This is a genomic window from Mycobacterium pseudokansasii, from assembly GCF_900566075.1.
GTDB classification, from domain to species: Bacteria; Actinomycetota; Actinomycetes; order Mycobacteriales; family Mycobacteriaceae; genus Mycobacterium; species Mycobacterium pseudokansasii.
Map to the genome: position 1 here is coordinate 3,500,854 of NZ_UPHU01000001.1, position 21,200 is coordinate 3,522,053.

Sequence of the window (21,200 nt, forward strand, 5' to 3'; positions counted from 1 at the left end):
CTTGGCTTCCGTCTGCGTCGGAACGTTCCCAATCCGGTCGAATTGCCTGCCGTAAAACTTGGCTTCCGTCTGCGTCGGAAACAGCCCTCACCGTACCCGGCTTCTGGGCTGAGCACTGGCACACATGGCCCCCCGCGACCTCATCTCGATCAGCAATAAAGCGTTAAACTACGACGTCTACCGCTCCCCCAATGGCGAAAATAGTGGCTTGCCCAGCGGATTGAAGAACGAATCCTTTATCGCGGAGACCGGAGCGTCTAGATAATGCGACAATTCAACCAACCGATCTATCTCGCCGATTGCAAGCACAGCTCCGGATTCATCAATTAACGCATCACGTTCGCGACCATAAAAAGTTACTTTACCGATAGTATACGCTTGCTGGAGTTCATCAATAGCACACGGCTTGCGGACCCAGCCTAAACCGTTCTGCTTTCGGATCGAGTTCCCGAAACGACCGTATAGGTACTTTTCAAGTATGGGCATCGTCGAGCTACTGAGATGAAAACGCTCCGGCGCCATACGATTAGATGACGTCATTGTAGAATAGCCATCGGCATAGCTCACAAAGTAACGTACTTCACCACCTTTATTCCAAATAACCGTACGGCCATCGTCCGTCTGTGAGCCCTGAGTCATATCCAAACCCGCTGACCGAATCCAGTTATACAGGTCGAGCGAGAGGTCCACCGGGGCTGTCATTACCTCAATACTCCTTGACAGCTATCGTAATCGATACAGCTGGCGAAATGCGGACAGAAACGGCCTACCACAGCATTATTTTATGCCGGAAAGACCATAGATGAGCATGCTGTCAAGCTCGTCATATGACATCGTGAGTACTCGACTCATCGGCTCGTCTGAACTAGAGAGGTGCGCGCAGCGGTTCGGGTGTCGTTGAACCGAATACTTGTGCGTGAATTTTCTTATCACATCGCGCGAAACATCATTATGGTCCGCAATGAAGTCAACTACCCGCTGGTCTGCATGGCTTCTTTCCAAAGCACTGCCTATTCCGCACTGCCGCCATCGACGGTACAGCGGCTCAAGGCCACGTTCCAGGCGCAGCATGTCACCAACGAATGCGAGTACATATTTTCCCGCGTCTTCAAGGCACGAGAAAACCGCATTTACAAGTCCCATGTGGAGATTTCCTTCGCTCTGTGGTCACATTCAAGACCAGATAGCCAAATATCAGAATGTTCGATCGCTTGAGCGAACCAGTCAGGGTATGGGTACCCATCCCGAAACCATAGGGTCCCATCCGACAATTCGGCCGCACCCCTTGACGATTCCTGACCGGTTGCGGAAACCCAACGACTCCGCCACAGTTCATAACGACTGGCCAGCTCCTGTAGGCTGGCGGTGTCCGGAGAGCCTTCTCCATCAGCTGGAACTTCCATGTAACTCCCTATTACTAGACAATGGCGCCGCTACGGTTCAACCTTTGATCGGCTATCGCTTCCAAACTCTGGCCGTTCGCAAATCACCAATATGGCGAAATATTTTCTGTCCTCATGGCGTGTTTTGACAAACTGCAATAATAGCACGCGATGTGCGCCTCCCGCGCATTGCTAGCAGAGTACCTCAACCGTGTATGACGACAGCCTCAGATGGCGTCGCCTGACAGATATCCTAAATTTCCGTTTGCGAGTCAATTGTGGTGCTGCACTCATGTTTTCGTATCAAACCTGTGGGGCTGCGGCTATCAATAGGCAACTCGACGGCGCCACTGAGTTGAGTCCGCATCATATTGATTCGGATTAATAGTATCCGTTGTCAGTTGCTTCATGGTTTCGGGCCTTAGAGTAAAGAGCGGCTTGCCGTCAATGGCAAGATAAGAATGCTTAATGGCTTCCATAGTTGCATCCAAATGGTGCGATAATTCGACCACTCTGTCCACCGCCGCAACTGCGACGACCTTTCCTGTGTCATTAATGAGGGTATGCCGTTTACGTCCACAAAAATTCTGTTTTTCCAATGCTATATCCCGGCCGCAATTCTTTGCGGGAGAATGGTGCACGTATGTACGGAAGCCCCGCACTATTCCTAACTGATCCTCCAAAGACTCCATAGAGGTACCTTTCTATAACGTGCATCGACGTTGCTGCGAAGTCATAGGCCTCCGGACCCATGCGATCTGAACACGTAATCACATACCAACCTTCGATATTGTAGATATAGTATCGCACCTCGCCGGCATTGCCCCAAATTACTGTCCGGCCATCTTTGGTTTGCGACCCCTGGACCATGTCTAAGCGAGCCCGTCGACACCACGCCTGTAAATCCGACGTCAGATCCACACCGTTTATCATTCGCGCAATACTCCTATTTTGGCCAGTTCCGTTGCACGTCGTACTACGCCATCATCATCGAATACTCGGATCTGTATCAATCCACCCGGTAGAGCAACTCCCGGCGCGACCTCCGAGACCTCGATACTCCAACTATGATAGCCGAGTATGTGCCGTTATCATTGCGGATGCGGTCGAGTCTAGGAACCATAATCTCTCAAGTAACACGACAGGTCGGTATAGGCCACCCCTATTCCGGGTGCGGCACCGCCATTAGGAGAAAGATTAGCCAGTGGCATCCTTAGTGCGCTCTTGTCAGGCCCCAGCGCAGGCCAGGCTCGGCAGCTTGCTTCCGGCCGTAACCACCGACAGGGATCCTTCAGCGGGATTCCGCCGCAAGTTGCGATGTGACGCTCTCCGGAAAGTCTTCAAGAAGTAGAGCGTCCAAGTCATCGTAGGAAAGGGGCAGGATGTGGCTATACGGCATATCGCCGAGCGACATGATGCAATATGCATCCGGGTCGCTCCGAAGGACATACTTGACCACCCGGTCACTTTCGATCTGGGCGTCAACCCGCGGATCAAGACCCGCGCCGTACCATTTCCAACTCAGCGGATCCGTCCAGCATGAAATCATTAATGAAGTCACTGTCTTATAGATGATAAATTTGCCCGCATCTTGGATGCGGGAAAATCTTCCTTCCGAAGATTCGATAGCAGTTTGACGTCTTTCAGTGGACGCATGCAGTACGCAATAATCGTCATCCGGGTTCCTCTCAAGCATGTAGGCCGACCAATCAGGATGAGGGTAGCTACGACGGAAGTAAAGACGCCCACCTTCGCTGGCCGGAATGTCTGGGGGCGCCTTTCCGGAATAGCTAAAAATACGCCTCCACTTCTCGTATCGGTCCAGTAATTCGATGACACCCGAGTTGTCATTTATGTTTAGCACAGCCGTTCCTCTATAGTGCAGTTTCACGCGCTTCGTTATACATAATTGTAGCTGATTCCTGTCTAATTGGGTTCAGCGTTCGGGCATCAACGCGGTCTTCGATCGACACAACGACGTCGGAATCTCGGTCGATGAGTACCCACCGCTCTCCTCCCCCCGATTGCCCAAACGCGAATTTGGCGGGACCGTGAAGTACCACCCAGCCCGCGCCCTTAGGGATGGGAAAATCGCCCATATCAATATACTCCGCTTCATTTAGAGCACCCTGCTTGATTAGCAGATCCGCCTTAGAAGATGTAGTCAGCGTCTCCTCCGGCGCGAACTCATAAAGTTCACGAATCGAATGCGCGTGCATATGAAAGATGCTACCGTCAATTTTACCGAGCTATGTGCGCAAAGTCGCTGGTAAGTCGACACCGCTCTAGCCGGTAAGCGGGTCCGCTTCTTGACCCGCGATATTGGCATTATTCAAATATCCGTGAGGTTACTGGGCTGCGAGTTTCATGACTCGGATCGATTCAACGCGCGGATCATGCGCCATAGCTAGGCTACACGGGCGTGCCTCGGTTCGTGCCCGGCTTCTGCAGGAGCAGGTCGTCGTGTTCACGGCGACGACAAGCTTCGATGAATTCAATTGCCGCTCTCCTGTCGCGCAAGAACTCACGATATTGGTCCTGCGTCAGCTCGTAATATTCCTCATAGTCGACAATTCCGTTACTTACCGGTATCGACGCATAGTAACGGCCCGACGATGTTTCGATACCGATTGAATACCTGTCATCTCGCGAAAAATAGGTGTCGTCGAATTTCACCGTATCTCTTTTCTACTCAAAGACGTTTGTCACAGTATAGTCGTCCGGCGGTATGTCGCCACTGTCTACAACCGCCTCAGCCGCACCGTTAGGCAGGCGCCCTCCGGGAATCCATTGCTCGTTGGCGCCCGCTTCATTACCAGACGGAATCCGCAGATTGAACGCCTTGGGATCCGCTATATCGATTCGGACGATTGTATTCGAATCGAGAAAGCCCTGCGGCAGGCCAAGTTCATTCTCCATTGCGCGCAGGTCACCTCGTGATGCTTCAATCATTGCATCAGCTTCGTTCTTGGGCATTACGAATGACGTGCCGTCTCGCTGGGCAATTCCGTACTTGATGAGGTTGCTTTTGGGCATGAACCGAGTGGCGCCCTCGTCGAATTTCTCAAGCTGACTCTCAATGTATTCCGGCGACAGGTATTCCGACGGGTCAGGTCGAGTGCCCTTCGGCATCGCTGTGATTTCATCGCGGTGCTCGGCGCTCAATTCTCCCCACGACGCGTCGTCCCCATTTGAACCCGGGGTTGCGCCGGGACCATGCGGCGTGTCGTCGCGTGCTGGCCCGGGTGAGTACCCATTGGTGGCCGGACCGTGGCCATGCGCAACACCATGCGTCGGCGGCGGTTCGGACGGATGCCCACCCGGTGCGACGCCTTCCCCACCATGCGCCCCGGTGAGATCAACCGGACGACCGGCCGGGACCGTGAATTCCGCTGCGGGCGAGGGCGTCGGCGTGACAACGGAATGTGCAGCGGAGGGTGCCGGCTTTACGGGAGATCCACCGGGTGAAACCGGCACCCGAGGCGACATGACATCAACTACCTGCGCTCCCCCCGACGTCAGTTGCCCCTCCGGAACAGCAGGCGCAGCATGCGGGCCCGGCCCCGGCGAGGCTATCGGCTCCGAAGGACCGACCGGCCGACCCGGAGCCGGCTGCGAGGTCGACGATCCCGTTGGGGCAGAGCGAGACTCGGCCGGGGCCGTGCTGGGCGCGGAATCCGCAGGACGCGGAGCCTCAACCGGTGGCCGCGGTGACTCTCCTGTCGGCAAAGCTGCGGGTTCGCCGCTCGTCTTCGGATCGGCCTTGGGCAGATCGCCGCCGAGACCCTCCAGCTGGGTAGTCAGCGCCTCACCGGAGTGGGTGATTTCACCCAACTGCCCGCCACCACCTGGCGCTCCGACACGCGTACCGCCGCCACCTTCTTCCCCGGCGACGCCTCCCTCCGCAGCACGCTCGCCCATGCCGAAACGCCGGGCCTCGCCAACCTTGAGGAAAGACGTCCCAAGGTCAAAGAGGTTCTCTCCCAACCCCAATCCCGGCCGGTCCCTGCTCCAATCCTCGAGGCGCAGCAATCCTTTCCAGGTCTGCGCGGCACCGTCCGGGTCCAGCAGTGCGTATGCCGGAAGGGAACGCACCGCCGTCACATCCAGCCCCTCCCAAGCGGCCGCCGCACCCTTGGGATCGGTGAGAAAGTGTCGTGGACTGAGCTGGTCCATCTCGACGACCGTTGAGAATGCCGCCTTGTAGACACCCTCGGTGACGTTGGTGAAGAAATCGAACACCGTTGCCAGCGGATTGCCGACTTCGGTACCCAGAAAATGCGTGAGCTCACCGCGCACATAACGCTCCATCCCGCGCACCAAACCGTCAGCGACCCCCATTCCGCGCTGCATCGCCTGCTCCTTGGCCTGCGCTTCACGACCAAGGTTGTGCAGCACGGCCTTGATGTCCTCGGCGATCTCTTTGACCTCTTGCAGCCCATCGCCGTCGAAAATCGACACCACCTCATGCCACAACCCTGACGCCGACCCCAACCGGTGCAAGAGGTCTCGAATGGCGTTTTGCGCGTGGGCCACCTCGTCGGCGAAATTGTCGAGGGTGGCGGCCAACTGTTCACACTGCTTGCCCAGGCTTGCCATTGTGGCGTCCACCTCGGACAAGACCGGCTGGATCAGAGGACCTTCTGGAATCTCTTGTCCGGCGATCACCGCCTTCGGACCGTTGAGCCCCTGCTCCGCACCGCCGAGCGCCGCAGCAAAACCCCGCCAACACCCCGCGGCCGCATGCAATCCCGCGACATCCCCGTTGGGCCACAAATCACCGACAAACAGCTCCACGACCCGCCACAGCATCGGCGGAGGTGGACCTGCACCCAATGTGCCCGGTGGACCAGGAGCCGAAAACTGCTCCGGATCGTGCGGCGCCGGCAACACACCACGGCCACCACCCAACGTGGACGCCGCTTCAGCCCTGGAATAATTCGTCGCGGACAGTTGAATCCTGGCGCCGTTATGACGGCACGCGTTGATCGCCGCCGCGGCAGCCTTTACCAGCGACTTCGCCGCCTCCTGATACGCCAACCCGAACATGTCGCCGGCCGCATCCTGACCAGTGTTGGCTCCGAAACCTGCCGTCAGCGCGCCCAACGCGGCCACGAGGGCCTCACCCACAGCGGCCACCGAGCTGCCCGCGACGAACATCGCCTCGGGATCAACCGCCAACGGAGCCACGCCGGGATTTTGCCCTATGGCAAGGGTTGTCGCCATTCACCCGCCTTCGACGTCCGGGGGATTTCGGCGTGGTTCACCCAGCGCGAACCAGCACTGGCCCACCGGACGTCATGTAGCGGCCGATCGCGTCCTGGCCTGCGGCCTGGGCTGTAGCAAAGTCATCGACCATCGTCGCGCGGGATTATCGAAAGGTGCCATGCCGGTCAATTCACCACCGCCCCAACAGTGTCACGTCTTGATCGCCGTGAGTCGTAAGGCGGTGAACTGAGTGCCGTGCGGCGTCCGACGCGGTGCTGCTGACAACTCACCGGTTCGCCGCCGAAATTGCTGCTGCGGGCGTGTACGGCTTCCGCGGTCGGGCTGGCGCAGGCTGCTCCACAGCGGCACACCCACCAACGCGCCAACATGCCCTGAATTACACAGAGCCATAACCGTTTTCACGGTGCGGCCGCGTTGTCAGCGAAGAACTGACCCGTGGATGGAGAACCGGAACTATCAGGCGCTTACATTGTCGTGATCAGGCGCGCATCTTGTTGGACGAGAAGCGGATTGATGAGGTCGACCACGATCCAGTGCCTTGTCTCATCTACAACGGTGATCACGCCGAGGTTGTAGACAGCGCCACCGAGGTCAACTGTGACCGGAGAGCCGAGCACCCACTGTTCGATGGGCTTGGTGGTGTCGTCTGCAGCCACCACGACGCGAGCCACGCCAGCGGGCAGGTTCTTCAGTTCGGGCGTGGAAGCCGGGTCGAGTACGTGCCCCGTTACGACGACTCCGTCGACGTTGCTCCACTTCGCAGGCGCCTTGCGCTGTTCAACTGGCTGTGTCGCTTGAACGGTTGCGCCTGTCGGCATCTGGTCGTTGATCTTGACGTCCACAGGAATCGCCCAGTCTGATTGACCGGAACTGAACACCGCGAGGGGCGAAGTCGGGATCGTCCAAGGCTCGTCGGCAACCGCTGGTTGTACATCGCCGGGCGCGACGTAGGTAATGTTTCCGACCTTGATTCGGCTCGGCGCTTGACCAGTGGCGCCTGCCTTCATCACCGACACCGGTCCATCCGCAGCACCTTTCGCGCATTGCGCGGCAGTAATGAAGCCGGGCAGCCGCTGCCCGCCATGGCTCGCGTCGGGGTAGTCGATATAAAAACCGGCTTTGCACACGACGGTGGCGGCTTCGTCACCAACCATAATTGGCGAGCCCGGTTGCAGCGCAGTCACCGGTCCCGACGTCAAGGTCGGCGCGTTGATCGACGGCGGGGGCGGGGCAAATGATGCAGAGGACTTAGCACTCGACGACGTTGTGCCCGAAGCCTTCTCGCCGACATTCGACCCACACCCGACGGGTGCCAAGCACACGGTCAGGATGATCGACGCCGCTACCAATAACGCTGCGGCGCTTGCCTTTCTCATGCGTTCGCGCTTGGCGAGGGCCAACCAGGAGACGCCGGCAGGGTCGGGAAGAACGACCGGACATATTCCTGCCCGGGTACCAAGTCGCGGTGGGGGGGTGCCTTCGCGACACAGGTATCTTCGTTTTCGACAACATCCGGCCACTCCGACCCGATTCCAGATCGGGCGAAATACCCGCCCTGGTGGCTGGTGATCCGCCAACCGACGAAAACATCGACCGACGGCGCGCGCGCCGGCCCCTGCTGGGCGGGCAGCGGCGGCCCCGGCTTGGCAGGAGCGGTCATGGTGATCCGCATCGCCGCGATACCTGTATACGGGGACGGCCTTGCAACATGCGGGCGGACCCATCCTTGGTCAGATTGTTCGGCAGCGCCGAACATGTATTCGCAGACAATGACTGTGACGTCACGACCAGAGGTTGTCACAGCCAAGATATGGTCCTGCTGCGTGCCCAACCACGGCGGGTCCGGCCGACCGTCGGTCTGTGGCCACAAAAACTGTGTGCCGATCGGATCGTCGATGGACCTGTTGGGATCAACCGACTGCCGAAATCCCGGATACAGATACTTGTCATCGCGCATGGCGGAGGCCAGCGTGAACGACTCGGTGTAGGCGCGCACCACCACCGCAGGCCACGCGGTCACGTCGATACCGGGTTCAGCCGTCCACACCATGGTGAAATTGTCCAGCGCCGCAGGCCAGCCCGCCGGCGGCGCCGCAGACGTACTGGTCGAACCTTGAGCCGAGCGCCCACCCGAACCGCATCCGCCGACCAACAGCACACCAACTGTCAACAACGCTGCGATTGTTCGCAACTCGGGACGGATTCGCATCACTTCCTGCCCTGATCGGGGTGCGGAACACCAACAATATCGTCGTAGCGGCTGACCAACCCCACATCCGGGGAGAAGCGCTCGCTGGGCGGCCTGGGTTCCAGCGACTGCGACAAAGCGGGACCAATCACGCTGTTGTATTGACCGGCCGTAACACCCAGTTCTTCCGGCGTCGCGATTCGACCATTGGGGTGGTCGTGGTCATAGACGATGTAACCGGGCGGCAGTCCGGCGACTGTGTGTCCTGTTCCGAGCATGGCGTTGAGGATCTCTTGGTCGGCCATACCCAAAGACATGGGCTGTATCGGATTTTCGGTCGGCGCAGTCGGTGTTGGTCCAAGGATGGCGTTTTCCAGGTTGTGGCCCAGGATGCCGATCGTAGGGCCGGCGATGCGGCCGACCCCGCACCGGGGGTGCGCCACACATGCTTTCGGCGAAGTCGTCAAGCGGTCAGCTGAATCCCAGCAATCCTCCGATGTCCCGGCGATGTTTTTGACGTACGACCCCAGCCCATAGGCCGTATCGCGGACCAAGTTCGGGTTCACTTGGCCAAGGATGTCGTTGACCCTGCTGCGGCGCAGCGTCACCTTCCGGTGAGGGTGGTTCCTGTACATGAACGACGGCTCCTCTTCTGGCTCAGGCCAGCATCCGTTGGCGTGACGCTGGACCGAAATACTAACTGCGAAGGAGATTTGTACCCTGGCCCCGATGTGCCGTGACGCGCCATTATTCGTTCGATAGGTACCCAATTCGAATTTTAAATAAAATACAGGATCGCGAATAGACCCACAAACGTAAAGACGCCGAAAAATGCCGCAAATGCGCCCACCGAAAATGCCTTTGTGCGTTTGAAGGCCATCGTGAGTCCGCAAAGAAAAAGAGGAAATATGGGTGCAAAAAACCAGAAGAATCCGAAAGTAAGCAGCGTCGACAAGATGCCAACAAACATGCCCGCAAGGAGGGGGACGGGCCGATTTCGGGCATAGTCGAACGGGCTTTCATAGCCAGAGGACGCGGTCATATCAGTGCATCCTCCAAGAGGGGAAGCCTAAGAGGAGGTTGACGAAGAGCAGGATCGACCACCCTGTCAGCGGCGCGAGAATGATTCCGATTGCAGTGCCGCGCCATGCGGCACCCTTAGCGCCGAAGTACAGGGCCACGCCCGTAACGATAAGGATGAGGGACACCCAAGAGACAAATCTATAAAAATCTCCTGCAGCAAAATGTTCGTGCGTCGCGATAGATATAGCTTTCAGCATGATAGCCCACAGAAATCCGCCAGCGATTGCTCCGGTAAATGTGGCACGTATCCAGTCGATCGGCTCTTTCATATAAACTGTCGGGACCCTTTTCTATCTCGGCAATAGTGGTGGCAGCATAACAACCGGATCATGCAGGCCGATTTCCGGCGGATGGTCGACGGGCCCGAGAGGGTATGTGCCCGGGGGCGTAGCAACAAGCGGCGGACCGATGGGCACCGGCGCGGGCCCGTGTCCGGGTTGCGGGTGGGATGGGACCGTCAAGGCAGGGTACTGATCGTTGAATCGCAGTTCCAGCACTTGGTCACCAATTGATCTGTGCCACCAGAGACCAGCAGCAGGCCCCAATGCGTTGTCAACTACGAGGGGCCATGACTGCACGAGCGGTGCCGTCGTCGACCCCGACCGATCGTTGTAGATCTCGATCGCCGGGAAGTTCGTCACGGTGCCACCAACATGGGGACCACCGGGCGTCGGCTGGATGGCGATCGTGCCATTCACATCGAACGACGTCGCCTTGGCTAAGCCTTCCCCGCCGGGTGAAAACGGGTCGGCAGCACTATATTTCACCAAAACACCACCGTCGCTCTTCTGGACGGCTGAGATTGTCGGCGTTCCCGCCCGGATCTGGCCCGTTTTTGCGTCAACTGACGGGTTCTGGCGCGCGACGATGATGCCGTTCTCATAGTCGACATAGATTGACACCCGCGATGCCTCCGGCCCCGCGGTAGATGAAAAGCCACGGTTGTCGCCGAGATTGTCGTGAATCGGCTGCCAGTCGAGTTGCGGAGCCCAAACAGCGCGACCAGGAATGAAAAGGTTAGTCCGCACCACACCTTGTCCGGGCACCGGCTTGATGCGTCCAACCACGATGTTCGGGGGCACGCCGCCGTTCTTCGGGTCATAACTATGCGGATCGAGCGCCGCCGCCGTTTGCCAGTCTGCCGCGGAGGTCGGTGGCCTACCGAAAATCTTTGCAAAAGCGGCGATTTCGTTCTGGCGTCGGTCGGCTTCTGGTCCGCCCTTGGTTGGCGTTGCTGGCGCGTCGAAAGCCTCGATCATCGTCGGGTCGCAGCCATCGTTGTTCAAAGTGCTCAGCGAGCTTTGCAAGTCATCTGAGTAGCCAGAACGGATGGATGTCAGCTTTTGTAGAGCGACTTTGGTGTCTGTGATGGCGTCATCTTCGAGAGTGGAAATGAGAGCATCGACTGCGGACTTGTCGGCCGCTGTAAGGCTGACGTTGTTCTCGATTTCCAGCGCATCGCCCAGTTCGTTGTCGATCTCTTGCAGCTGGGCCTCCAAGGCAGCAATCTGCTTCCCCGCCAACCGTTGTGCCTCGGCCAGCGCGGCTGCGATGTTCGCCAAGTCCAAACCGATCTTGGGCAGTTGCGCGGCCTGAAGTCCCAGGGAGTTCGCCACGCGCTGAACTTCGACAGAGTCGTTGATCGGATGATCACCGTTCTCCCGGTTCCAGGACGCCTCAAATCGGCGAAGAGCATCGTCGAATGCAGCGCAGGCCTCGGCGGTGCATCGGCCAGCATTGTGGAAGGCCTGGGCCAGCTCAGATATCCGCGCCGGACGTCCAGCCTGCAGACTCTGGTTGATCGCCCACGGATCGCCGCCGACCTCGACGATCAGCCGCGGGATGCTTATATGACGCAGTTGCATTGCACCGCTTGACGTCTCGCTACGCTGTGCTCATTGCGTCGTGTCAGTCCTGTGGCGTACAGTCGCCGGGTTCCGAGAACAGAAGGCTCGTGAGAGGCTCGCGACCCGCTTACCTTTTGCGCCTGTGGCGAGCTGACCGCGCGGAGCGAAGTCATGGCCCAGCGGTATGGCGAGAAATCCCCAGCCTCGAGGGGCTCCACAACGATTGATCGGCACCGCCTTGAGGCCTCTTCCTGCGCTTCCGTCGTGCACATCGTCACTCCTTGCCGTCGTCGAGATCGATAACGCCACAGTCTCCTTCGGACGCAGCGCTCGCGCGTTGTCGTCGCGATCGGTATGAGTCGGACGACAAGGTATCGGCAGCCGAATCGCGGGTCAATTCACTATTTCGCCACAGCATGGTGTCGCCGGGTTATCCAATTCGGTGACAAACTTAGTGGCTCTACCGTGTGGCGCCGACCACGGTAGCGACTCCTTCAGCAGCTGCCGGGCTACCGGCGGTGAACATCGCATCGAGATGAACCGCCGAGGGAGCCACGCGCGAATTCTGCCCTACTGCAGGGGGTGTCGCCATTCACGCCTGAGAACCCACGTAGGGAGCTTGTCCGTCTCGCCCATCCGGCGATGTTTTGGCGGCCCTGGCTGTCCTCGATGTCGCCGCGATCCGGTAGGCGCTGGAGTGCGCGCAGGCAGCAGCAGGAATAACGTCACTCAGGTGACGACCCTCCCGCCCACGACGGGCCAATGGACGCAAACCCACCCCAGACAGCCCGGGACAGGCTCACGCGTTTGGCACGCTGTGGGCTTGGCCATCGCCATTACGCTGGGCGCGGCGGCCTTGATCGTGGCATTGACTCGCCCTACTACGAGCGGAACAACGGCACGCCCGGCAACGTCCGCCCCGCCGACCTCCACAGCCGCTGAAGTCGCCGCCGCGCACCAGAAGTTGTGTGAGGTGTACAAGCTGGCGGCGCGTTCGGTCCAGATAGATACACATAGCGGCGACTCGGCGCTCGCAGGAATTTCCACAATCAACGGAGCGGTGATGCTTGAGCAAGCGGTGAACGGCACCCCGGCGCTCGCGTCCACCGACCGCGTCGCCGCCCTGACACTCGCCGAGGCATACACGAGTGCCAATGCCAGAGCTAGCTCTTTGCGTCGTGACGATCCCGAATGGCAGGCGGTGGTCAACGAGGTCAATGCCAAGGACGCACGCATGAATGAAGTTCCCCCGGTTTCCCGGAGACTTTGCTACCTGGGATTGGCGCCCTCGAGTTGGAGGGTGAGGTTGTCCCGGGCGTCGTAGAACTTGAGGTGGCGGTCCCCCGCTTGAGACCTGCCGTGTGGTAGGTGTCGGGCGTTCCGCCAAGAACACCAACTGCAAGGGGACCACCACCGTGAAGAAGACTAACCAGAATTTGGCCGTGGACGCGACGGCGCCCGCGATCCCAGAACACGTCAGTGTGGCGATGGCCGAGATCGCCGAGAACATGCAGGAGGGCCTGCTGGCTTTGGCCGTGGGCGCCGGTCTGCAGGTGATGCAGATGCTGATGGAGGCCGACGTGACAGCGTTGGCTGGGCCGAAGGGCCGCCATGATGCGGCGCGGACAGCGGTGCGCCACGGCCGTGAACGCGGCTCGGTGACCCTGGGTGGTCGCCGGGTGCCGGTGACCCGCCCACGGGTGCGGGCCGCCGACGGGGCGGGCGAACTGCCGGTCGCCTCGTATGAGTTGTTCAGTTCGACGGAGATTCTGGGCAAGATGGCGATGGAGAAGATGCTCGCCGGGCTCTCGACCCGCCGTTACCCGGTCGGGCTGGAGCCGGTCGGGCAGCAGGTCACCGAAACATCCTCGGCGACAAGCAAGTCAGCGGTCTCCCGCAGGTTCGTCGCGATGACCGAGACCGCGCTGGCCGAGCTGCTCGCCGCGGATCTGTCGGGGCTGGATCTGGTGGCGTTGATGATCGATGGGGTGCACTTCGCCGAATCGTGCTGTGTGGTGGCCCTGGGTATCGGCATCGACGGGGTCAAGCATCCGTTGGCGTTGGTGGAGGGCTCCACGGAGAACGCGACCCTGGTTACCGGCCTGCTGGTGGACTTGCGGGAACGGGGCCTGGACGTGACCCGGCCGATGCTGGTCGGCCTGGACGGGTCCAAGGCGCTGCGCAAGGCGGTAGTCGACGTGCTCGACCATCCGGTCATCCAACGTTGTCAGCTCCATAAGATCAGGAATGTGAAAGACCATCTGCCGCAACGGCTTCGCAGCACCGCCGGCCGCAGGATGACCGACGCCTACCACGCCGACTCGGCGCTGGAGGCCGAGGCGGCCCTGCTGGCCCTGGCCGCCGAACTCGACCGTACCCACCCGGGCGCGGCGGCCAGCCTGCGCGAGGGCCTCGATGAGACGCTCACGGTGCTACGCCTCGGCGTGCCGCCCACGCTGGCGCGGACACTACGCTCGACGAACAGCATCGAATCGATGATCTCGGTGTGCCGCGAGCACGCCGGGAACGTCAAACGCTGGCGCGACGGGCAGATGGCGCTGCGCTGGTGCGCGGCTGGGATGGTCGAGGCCGGCAAGCAGTTCCGTCGCGTCAACGGTCACCTGCACCTGCCGGCACTACGGACCGCGCTCGAACATGAAGCCGCCAAACATGTCGGACCCGTCGCGCACAATGATCAGGTGAGCGCAGCCTGATGCTCACCGGACCGCCACCGAAGTTCCACGGGACTCGGGACATCCTCTGGAGGGTAGCCGGTGGTTGTTGGTCGTGTTCGGTGTAGTAAACCTCCTCGTATTCGTCGGGTGAGAGTCCGCCCAGGCCAGCCTGGATACGGCGCGGGGGGGGGGGTATGGCCGCAGCGATCATCGACACCGGACGCTGCCGATACGCAGTGGAGTGCGCAAGCGCGACAACGCGAATAACCTTACTGAGGTGACGACTAACCAGCCGCCCGCACCGCAGTGGACACCGCCCCACCCCGTTCAGCTCGCACCACGCTCACGCACCTGGCCGTTAGTAGCCGTGGCGGGCATCGGCATTGTGGCCATAGTGCTGAGCGCTGCGGCTTTGATCGTGGCTTTGACGCGCCCTCCATCCAGCAGCCCAGCCGCAGCACCGGCGACGACAGCATCGCCGATATACACCCCCGCCGAAACCGCCGCCGCGCACCAGAAGTTATGTGACGTGTACAAACTGGCGGCGCGGGAAGTGCAGATACACACCAGTGGCGACAACCAACCGCTCGCAGTCGCTGCGACCGTTAACGGCGCGGTCATGTTGGAACAGGCAATACGTGCAGCTCCGGCGCTTGCACCCGCCGAGCGCGCCGCCGCGCTCGCACTCGCTGAGTCTTATACCAACGCTAACGCTGTGGGTAGCTTCACCAGTCGAGACGATCCAGCGGGCCAGGCTTTGATCGATGATGTAATCGCGAAGGACGCACGTATGAAGGCCTTGTGCGGTGCCGGCTGATCTTCCGCCGGGCAAGTGGTCGGCAGTATTGGTGGGTCCGTGGTGGTGCGGACGACCGGATGCGGTGACATCTGCGGTCACCTATTGGAGCAATGCAGGGGCGGTCAAACGCAACGAGGCCAGCGATCTGCACGACAGGCGGACGCATTTGGGAGTTAATCAGGGTCGTACTGCTGAGGATTTGTTGGATCGGTATTGGCGCGGCGAGCAACGTCTGACGACGATTGCTCACCAATGCCAGGTTAAAAGTGAACAGAGTGATCGTGTCGCGGATGCGGTGAATCATTTGCGTGACCGACTGAAAGAAATTGCGAAGTCGGGCAACGAGGAGATCGACCAGATCATTTCCGGTCAGGGGTCAACAGAATCAAAAGTTGCCGCAGTGAATGCGGTCATCGCGACCAAGAATGCAACCGCGGCCAATGCGGCAGGAATTGCGATGTCCAACCTTGTCGATGCGACCCAGCGGGTGCTTGACGTAACCATCGGTGGTGATGCCCGCACATGGCTGCGCGAACACGGCGTGAACCTCGACGGCCCCCCACCATCGCGGCCAATCACCGCCGAAGACTTGCAGTCGCCGTCGACAGCGCCGTCTGCAGCAGCATTCAGCGGTGGGCAATTGGCACCTGCAACGCCTGCGGGTGAAGAAGCCTCGAAAGCATCGCCCGAAATCGCGCCATTCAATGGTGCTCAAATAGGGTCAGTGGCCCCGCCAGCGAGTGGCAGCTCACCCAAAACACCCGCTCGAACGGTGCCATTCGCGGGTGCTCAAATGGCTCCAGCAGTCCCACCAACGAATACCATCACCCCCTCGCCGCCTCCGGGTGTCCCCGCTATCGGTGGCCCGTCGGTGCCAGGCGTTTCAGCGCCAGCATCACCAGCGGCCGCAACCGCCCCGCTGTCACCGCAGTCGTTGAGCCAGTCGTTCACGACAGGCATGATGACTGGCGCGCCGGCGGCCGCGGGTACCCAATCCCTATCGGAGGGTGCGCTGCATGCGGCCACCCAACCACTTTCACCGGCAACACCGTTTACTGCCCCACCTATGGCGGGCACCCCGACAATCCCGGCCAGCGCACCGGTTGTGCAGCATGTTCCCGACGCAGCAGCGGCTGCCAGCCCGGCCCCGGTGGTATCGCCACCCGCTGATACCACCATGACGTCGGTGGCACCGGTGATGACCAGTGGCCAAGCCCCCGCACCCGTCGCACCGGTCAGTGCCACGCCGGCCGGACCCTTGCCCGCATACGGCGCTGATTTGCGTCCACCCGTCATCACCCCACCGGTTGCACCGGCGACGCCGACAGGACCCGTCTCGGGTGCGGCCGTGGCGGCCTCCGTCTCATCATCACCCTCGGCCGGCAGCTCACTCGTATCACCGGTAGCCAAATCCACCAGCCAAACCGCGGCCCAAGGCCAACCAGCCAGCGCTTCCTCACCACTAGCCGGCGCCACGGTAGCCGCAGCCGCGGGCGCCGCCGCTGGCGACACCGGCCGGCGAACAGCTGAACAGCAGCGCTTGCGGCGCATCGTCGATGCGGTGGCCCGCCAAGAGCCGGCCCTCTCCTGGGCTGCCGGGCTACGCGACGACGCGCGTACCACCCTGCTGGTCACCGACCTCGCAGGCGGTTGGATCCCCCCGCATGTTCGGCTGCCTGCTCATCTGACCCTGCTCGAACCGGCCACCCGGCGCCGCGACGCCACGGTTGAAGACCTGCTCGGCGCCGTCACGGTCGCAGCCGTACACCACCCCCATGGCTACGTCAGCGAAGCCGGACCCGACGCCCCCGCGCTCAGCGGCGACCGCACCGCACGCAGCGCACCCACCATCGACGAACTCGGGCCAACCCTGATCGACCACGTCCGCCGCCAAGACGGACTACCCCGCGTCGCCCAAGCAGTCGCCATCGCCGCCGTCCGCAAATACGGCGTCCCCGACAACGAAGCCGAACTAATACGCGACAAGACCACAGAAATCCGCCAATCAGTACTGACCGCATACCCCGACCACGACATAGCTTCGGTGGTCGACTGGATGCTTTTAGCGGCGATTGGTGCTCTGATTGATGGAGACCAAACGGGGGCGAACTATCACCTCGCCTGGGCACTAGCCACCACGTCAACGAGGAGATGCACATGACCGGATTCAAGGCATATCCCGGCATTTATGGGGGGGCCGCCGATGCACCGGCGCCGACGCCGTTGGCTCCCGGTCCGGTGCATGCTGGTGGGACAGGGTATATGGACGTTGGCGTGACGGGATTTGGCCTGTCCACCAACGCCGATCTCGGAACCACCAACACCGACATCGCGGCCGACGATGCCGATCGCCGAGGGCACGCGGCCGACGCCGCGCGCAAGTTTCCGGCCAATGAGGCCGACGCGGCGCAGCAGTTCCAGGGCGTTGGCGCTCAGGGCGGAGCTCAGCAGGCCACCCAGATGATCCAACAGGCAGTGTCGGGCATTACAGGCGCGATCGGGGGGGCGGTCGGCGGGATCTTGGGCCCGCTCACCCAACTTCCGCAACAGGCCATGCAAGCCGGACAGGGCGCAATGCAGCCATTGATGAGCGCTTTCCAGCAGGCCCACGGTGCTGAGGGTCTGGAGGCGGCAGACGGGGCACGGCTGGTGGACAACCTCGAAGACGGATCGGGTCTTGGCGGCGGCGGAGGCGGCGCTGGCGGCGAGCTCGGCTCCGGCATCGGCGGTGGCACTACGCCCACCGGCTACCTGGGACCACCACCCGTGCCGACGTCGTCACCGCCGACCACTCCTGCTGGCTCAGCGGCAAAGTCCGTTGCAGCGACACCTCCCGGTGGCACGCCGCCTACGTCGACGCCGATGGGCGCAACCGGGATGCCAATGATGCCCCCGGGCGCGATGGGCGCAGGCGGCCAAGGGGGCAGTAAGGACAAGCCGGTGGAAAAGCGAGTAACAGCCCCGGGCGTGCCCAATGGTCAACCGGTCAAGGGCCGCCTAACGGCCCCGCCCAGTGTTCCGGTGAAGACAAGTGACGACAAACCGCCCGTCGTCACCCGATCCACGCGACGGATCCTGCTGCCCGACTATAAGGACCCCGGGCGCACCGGGTCCGACGAGAAGACAGACGGTGACTGAGGATCCGCTGTCGGCGTTCGATGTGATTTGTTCAGAGATCGAACGCCAGTTGCGCGGCGGCGAAGTGTTCGCGGACGAGCGCGCGGCATTCGAGTTGCTACACACCGTTATTGCGCTCGACATAGAGCCGCGGCCGGCCACTATCGCGCAAGGCGTGCTGTACGAGGCCCTGAAGACGGCCCGCGCCGAGCTGTATGGACACCTGACGCGGCTCTGGCATGCCCGCCGTGAGGTGCTCGAAGCACGACGGGAACAGTGGCTCGCTGGTCAACGCGACGTGCGGGCACTGCTACGTGACGTACTGAATGTGTTGTTGGCGGCCATCGCCGCAGCAGCGGTCGAGCGGACCTACGCGTTGGCCGAGCAGCACGCGATGGCGGCCGCGGTCATCGCTGAAATATGTGGCGACACAACGGTTGTCGTGGCACGACGCAACGCGGTGCACCGAGCGGTCACCGAGGCGATCCGCGTCTCGGCGCGCGGCACGGTGGTGGCGGAGGATGTTGATCCAAGCGGGCCGATCGAGGTGATCCGCGCAGACGTCGCACGGCGATTACGCGGAGAGGCGTCGACCGATTTTCGCGCCGCCGGTGAGCTGATGATCGCGGTGCGCTACCTGCTGGATCGACAGCCGGGCGAGCAACTCAGTTATGGCCCGCTGCGCGACGGTGTGCAGGCGGCCCGTGAGCCCGTCTATCAGCGCCTGGTTGCGCTATGGCAGGCCCGCCGCTCGAAAACCAACACCGGCAGGGAGATGCACGATCTCGACGTGCTACTTATAGATCTGGATAACGTTGTGGCGCAGGCGAGTACGGCCATCGCCATTGAACAGGCGTACGCGCGAGCCGAACGCCGTGCAATGGCAGCGGCGGTGGTTGCCGAAATTCGCGGCGACGGGCCGGGTATCGGCAGCCAGCTTAAGGCGGTACAGAGAGCCGCCGCCGACGCACTCGGCGCACTGGAAGCGCTCAGCACCACCGTTTAGGCCTCAGACACCGGTCGGGCCAGTTTGGAGTAGAGCGCCGACAGCGCCGGTGTCGACACGCCTACAGCGGATTTGCGTAGCGCCGGGGTTCATTGACTGCCGGCGAGGCTTCATTGCGCCGTATTTCCGGCGGCGCATGCCGATACTCGTTGGGAATGTCTGACACACGCTCGGGGAGGCCTTCGGTTTGATCGCCTCGCCAGTGGATGGTGTCTAGATCATCCTGCGGCTCAACGCAAACCGGACCCGACCAGCCCTCTTCAAGGTCGAGGAGGTAGTAATACAACGCCGGATCATCAAAGTCGGTCCACGGCCCAGGATCTATGAGGGACTTCCTGGTGTCACGGACGAGGCCCCAAGCAATTTCTGACGGTGGCGCCTGGTACACCAGGTACATCATGGGACCTTCGGTCCACGCATGGGAAACCAAGAACACGTAGTACCCCGGCGCTTCTCTCCCGGCATTGTCAGCGTTCTTAATCACGATGTACCGCAACAACTTTTGCAGCACATCGGAGGCGAACTGTCGCTGCCCTTCTGCCGGATCAGTTGATGGGGACATAGTTGTTCACCCACGGTGGTGTCCAGGTCCAGTTCGGCCCAATTTCTACTACTCCACTACCCCCTGCCAGGGGATACATGGTGATCACCCCCTTCTGTCCACCGCCGGGCACGGTCGGATTGCCTTGGCTCATGTTGGCGATTCGTGAGACTTTCGTCAGAGGGCGGCAGCCATCGGGTCTGGCCGTACGAGCCTCTCGTTCATGGCGAATACGTGTACTGCTCGCGCACCTCCATCACTGATTCCCACTGGGGAAATCCGGCGATTATTTCTGCATCGGACAACTCCATCATGTCCGGCGGCGCGCCGTCTAGGCCATCGACGTGTCCGATGTAGATCCGAGCGGTTAGTCCCGACATGGACAACCAATCGAAGTTCAAGACATACTCGGTCAATTTTTCAATGGCGGGCATCGCCCTTGGATCAGCAACTGTTCCGGGACGATCCGCGTCTCTTGCCCATATGTCGCCACCATTCGGTGCGATCAGCGGAGGGATATTAGACGTTGTCGGTGTCCAATAGCCTCGTGTGGAGTACCACGGATACTGGCGACTGGCATCGTTCGACCAGTCGACCTTCCCGACACCCGTTAGCACGACGAGAGCAGTATTTGAATCCTCGAAACCGCTCCATCGGATATCGAAGATAATTCCGGCGCGCGAGCGCTGCGGCGAAAGGCGCATATCGATAAACTCGGCTTCATTTAGAGCGCCCTGCTCGGTTAATGGGTTCGCCTTAGAAACTGTAGTCAGCATGACCTCCGGCGCGAACTCATAAAGTTCGCGAATCGAATAAGCGTTCATATGAAAGATCCTATCATCAGTTTGGCACGGGTATATGCGCAAAGGGATCTGAAGATAACATCGTCCGACCAGTAAACAGGTCCACTTCTTGACTCATAATATTGAGGTAATTCAAATATCCGTGGGGGTACTGGGCTGTTGGTTCCATCACTCGGATCGATACGACGCGTGGATCAATGCCTGGTTGATTTGGCGTTATCGAATAGATCCAACCTTGTCCAGATTTCGCCGGGGTGTCTGAGATAACTCCAGGCGGAACGCCGGGCAGGTTGACTCCGCCCGGGCCGATTACATTCGTGGGCGGGTGCTGCTGCGGTAAGACGTCTAGGTATTGTTGCTTTTCGGCGTTAAGTAATTGGGTTTCGACGTGAAAATCAGATCTTCGTGGATCGCTGGGGGGGAGCGATTCAATAAATGGCTTATAGATATGGTTGTGCTCCCATATCCTCTTGTTGACATCCTTCAACCCAGCGGCAGCTTGCTCACGCGACATCGGCTGCTCCGGCGGA

At 60.7% G+C, this 21,200-nt stretch carries 23 protein-coding genes and 1 pseudogene; 6 read left to right on the plus strand and 18 right to left on the minus strand.

All coding sequences use genetic code 11. From position 1 onward, the window contains the following. Positions 1–177 precede the first annotated feature (177 nt). The 14 genes from EET10_RS15930 to EET10_RS15990 form a co-directional block, all read right to left on the minus strand. Positions 178–702, minus strand: coding sequence for an Imm61 family immunity protein (locus EET10_RS15930; RefSeq protein ID WP_122502299.1), 525 nt, complete (start codon positions 700–702; stop codon positions 178–180). 75 nt (positions 703–777) lie between these two features. Next, on the minus strand, positions 778–1,143 hold the full coding sequence (locus EET10_RS29210) for a hypothetical protein (RefSeq protein WP_136624738.1): 366 nt from the start codon (positions 1,141–1,143) through the stop codon (positions 778–780). A gap of 565 nt (positions 1,144–1,708) precedes the next feature. Continuing rightward, positions 1,709–2,065: an Imm61 family immunity protein gene (locus EET10_RS31675; RefSeq protein ID WP_281280110.1), complete on the minus strand. Its 357-nt coding sequence runs from the start codon at positions 2,063–2,065 to the stop codon at positions 1,709–1,711. Next, positions 1,953–2,315, minus strand: coding sequence for an Imm61 family immunity protein (locus EET10_RS31680; RefSeq protein WP_342774150.1), 363 nt, complete (start codon positions 2,313–2,315; stop codon positions 1,953–1,955). Before EET10_RS31680 ends, EET10_RS31675 begins: the two co-directional genes overlap by 113 nt. Positions 2,316–2,673: 358 nt before the next feature. Then, on the minus strand, positions 2,674–3,273 hold the full coding sequence (locus EET10_RS29215; RefSeq protein ID WP_136624739.1) for a hypothetical protein: 600 nt from the start codon (positions 3,271–3,273) through the stop codon (positions 2,674–2,676). Beyond that, a complete protein-coding gene (locus EET10_RS15950) occupies positions 3,257–3,601 on the minus strand; it encodes a hypothetical protein (protein WP_036407790.1) in 345 nt (114 codons plus the stop codon). Before EET10_RS15950 ends, EET10_RS29215 begins: the two co-directional genes overlap by 17 nt. 193 nt (positions 3,602–3,794) lie before the next feature. Beyond that, positions 3,795–4,058 (minus strand): hypothetical protein, encoded by a 264-nt coding sequence (locus EET10_RS15955; protein WP_036407791.1) that lies wholly within the window; start codon positions 4,056–4,058, stop codon positions 3,795–3,797. A 12-nt stretch (positions 4,059–4,070) separates the two neighbouring features. Further along, complete coding sequence (locus EET10_RS15960; RefSeq protein ID WP_246013734.1) at positions 4,071–6,497, minus strand: hypothetical protein; 2,427 nt, start codon at positions 6,495–6,497, stop codon at positions 4,071–4,073. A 578-nt stretch (positions 6,498–7,075) separates the two neighbouring features. After that, entirely contained in the window at positions 7,076–8,011 is a 936-nt protein-coding gene (locus tag EET10_RS30900) for a hypothetical protein (protein ID WP_244601966.1), read from the minus strand. Beyond that, a complete protein-coding gene (locus EET10_RS15970; RefSeq protein WP_244601967.1) occupies positions 7,984–8,820 on the minus strand; it encodes a hypothetical protein in 837 nt (278 codons plus the stop codon). The genes EET10_RS30900 and EET10_RS15970 overlap by 28 nt, the downstream gene beginning before the upstream one ends. Beyond that, positions 8,820–9,407, minus strand: a complete 588-nt coding sequence (locus EET10_RS15975; RefSeq protein ID WP_036407797.1) for a hypothetical protein — start codon at positions 9,405–9,407, stop codon at positions 8,820–8,822. The genes EET10_RS15970 and EET10_RS15975 overlap by 1 nt, the downstream gene beginning before the upstream one ends. Positions 9,408–9,577: 170 nt before the next feature. Beyond that, the gene (locus tag EET10_RS15980; protein ID WP_051490830.1) at positions 9,578–9,841 is read right to left on the minus strand and encodes a hypothetical protein; all 264 of its coding nucleotides are present in this window, start codon (positions 9,839–9,841) and stop codon (positions 9,578–9,580) included. A gap of 1 nt (position 9,842) precedes the next feature. Next, on the minus strand, positions 9,843–10,151 hold the full coding sequence (locus tag EET10_RS15985) for a hypothetical protein (RefSeq protein WP_036407799.1): 309 nt from the start codon (positions 10,149–10,151) through the stop codon (positions 9,843–9,845). A 21-nt stretch (positions 10,152–10,172) separates the two neighbouring features. Then, positions 10,173–11,747, minus strand: coding sequence for a putative alpha/beta hydrolase (locus tag EET10_RS15990; RefSeq protein WP_051490831.1), 1,575 nt, complete (start codon positions 11,745–11,747; stop codon positions 10,173–10,175). A 799-nt stretch (positions 11,748–12,546) separates the two neighbouring features. On the opposite strand from EET10_RS15990, the gene EET10_RS32330 reads away from it, so the two are divergent. The 6 genes and pseudogenes from EET10_RS32330 to EET10_RS16030 all read left to right on the plus strand — a co-directional run bounded on the left by EET10_RS32330 (position 12,547) and on the right by EET10_RS16030 (position 19,326). Then, positions 12,547–13,053: a hypothetical protein gene (locus EET10_RS32330; protein ID WP_425461709.1), complete on the plus strand. Its 507-nt coding sequence runs from the start codon at positions 12,547–12,549 to the stop codon at positions 13,051–13,053. 91 nt (positions 13,054–13,144) lie between these two features. Beyond that, on the plus strand, positions 13,145–14,443 hold the full coding sequence (locus EET10_RS16000) for an IS256 family transposase (protein WP_122502811.1): 1,299 nt from the start codon (positions 13,145–13,147) through the stop codon (positions 14,441–14,443). Positions 14,444–14,933: 490 nt separating this feature from the next. Next, positions 14,934–15,221, plus strand: coding sequence for a hypothetical protein (locus EET10_RS31985; RefSeq protein ID WP_321191437.1), 288 nt, complete (start codon positions 14,934–14,936; stop codon positions 15,219–15,221). Further along, entirely contained in the window at positions 15,211–17,364 is a 2,154-nt protein-coding gene (locus EET10_RS29665; RefSeq protein WP_167480184.1) for a DUF5631 domain-containing protein, read from the plus strand. The genes EET10_RS31985 and EET10_RS29665 overlap by 11 nt, the downstream gene beginning before the upstream one ends. 179 nt (positions 17,365–17,543) lie before the next feature. Continuing rightward, positions 17,544–17,648 (plus strand): annotated as a pseudogene (locus EET10_RS32335) (hypothetical protein); the annotation flags it as partial. Between the two features lie 685 nt (positions 17,649–18,333). Continuing rightward, positions 18,334–19,326, plus strand: a complete 993-nt coding sequence (locus tag EET10_RS16030) for a hypothetical protein (RefSeq protein ID WP_122502302.1) — start codon at positions 18,334–18,336, stop codon at positions 19,324–19,326. Positions 19,327–19,387: 61 nt separating this feature from the next. Here EET10_RS16030 and EET10_RS16035 read toward each other — a convergent pair whose 3' ends face one another. The 4 genes from EET10_RS16035 to EET10_RS29225 form a co-directional block, all read right to left on the minus strand. Beyond that, positions 19,388–19,888 carry a hypothetical protein gene (locus tag EET10_RS16035; protein ID WP_122502303.1) on the minus strand — a complete coding sequence of 167 codons (501 nt, stop codon included), beginning with the start codon at positions 19,886–19,888 and terminating at the stop codon, positions 19,388–19,390. Beyond that, on the minus strand, positions 19,872–20,021 hold the full coding sequence (locus tag EET10_RS29670; RefSeq protein WP_167480094.1) for a hypothetical protein: 150 nt from the start codon (positions 20,019–20,021) through the stop codon (positions 19,872–19,874). Before EET10_RS29670 ends, EET10_RS16035 begins: the two co-directional genes overlap by 17 nt. Before the next feature lie 67 nt (positions 20,022–20,088). Further along, positions 20,089–20,691, minus strand: coding sequence for a hypothetical protein (locus EET10_RS29220; RefSeq protein ID WP_136624740.1), 603 nt, complete (start codon positions 20,689–20,691; stop codon positions 20,089–20,091). Positions 20,692–20,707: 16 nt separating this feature from the next. Further along, positions 20,708–21,184, minus strand: a complete 477-nt coding sequence (locus EET10_RS29225; RefSeq protein ID WP_136624741.1) for a hypothetical protein — start codon at positions 21,182–21,184, stop codon at positions 20,708–20,710. Positions 21,185–21,200: the final 16 nt, after the last annotated feature.

Bases quoted from the DNA above. Each gene is read 5' to 3' on its own strand.
- EET10_RS15980 (WP_051490830.1), bottom strand. From the start codon at position 9,841: ATGACCGCGTCCTCTGGCTATGAAAGCCCGTTCGACTATGCCCGAAAT.
- EET10_RS29220 (WP_136624740.1), bottom strand. From the start codon at position 20,691: ATGAACGCTTATTCGATTCGCGAACTTTATGAGTTCGCGCCGGAGGTC.
- EET10_RS31680 (WP_342774150.1), bottom strand. From the start codon at position 2,315: ATGATAAACGGTGTGGATCTGACGTCGGATTTACAGGCGTGGTGTCGA.
- EET10_RS29670 (WP_167480094.1), bottom strand. From the start codon at position 20,021: ATGAGCCAAGGCAATCCGACCGTGCCCGGCGGTGGACAGAAGGGGGTG.
- EET10_RS15990 (WP_051490831.1), bottom strand. From the start codon at position 11,747: ATGCAACTGCGTCATATAAGCATCCCGCGGCTGATCGTCGAGGTCGGC.
- EET10_RS29225 (WP_136624741.1), bottom strand. From the start codon at position 21,184: ATGTCGCGTGAGCAAGCTGCCGCTGGGTTGAAGGATGTCAACAAGAGG.
- EET10_RS15970 (WP_244601967.1), bottom strand. From the start codon at position 8,820: ATGCGAATCCGTCCCGAGTTGCGAACAATCGCAGCGTTGTTGACAGTT.
- EET10_RS16035 (WP_122502303.1), bottom strand. From the start codon at position 19,888: ATGTCCCCATCAACTGATCCGGCAGAAGGGCAGCGACAGTTCGCCTCC.
- EET10_RS15950 (WP_036407790.1), bottom strand. From the start codon at position 3,601: ATGCACGCGCATTCGATTCGTGAACTTTATGAGTTCGCGCCGGAGGAG.
- EET10_RS15985 (WP_036407799.1), bottom strand. From the start codon at position 10,151: ATGAAAGAGCCGATCGACTGGATACGTGCCACATTTACCGGAGCAATC.
- EET10_RS15930 (WP_122502299.1), bottom strand. From the start codon at position 702: ATGACAGCCCCGGTGGACCTCTCGCTCGACCTGTATAACTGGATTCGG.
- EET10_RS29210 (WP_136624738.1), bottom strand. From the start codon at position 1,143: ATGGGACTTGTAAATGCGGTTTTCTCGTGCCTTGAAGACGCGGGAAAA.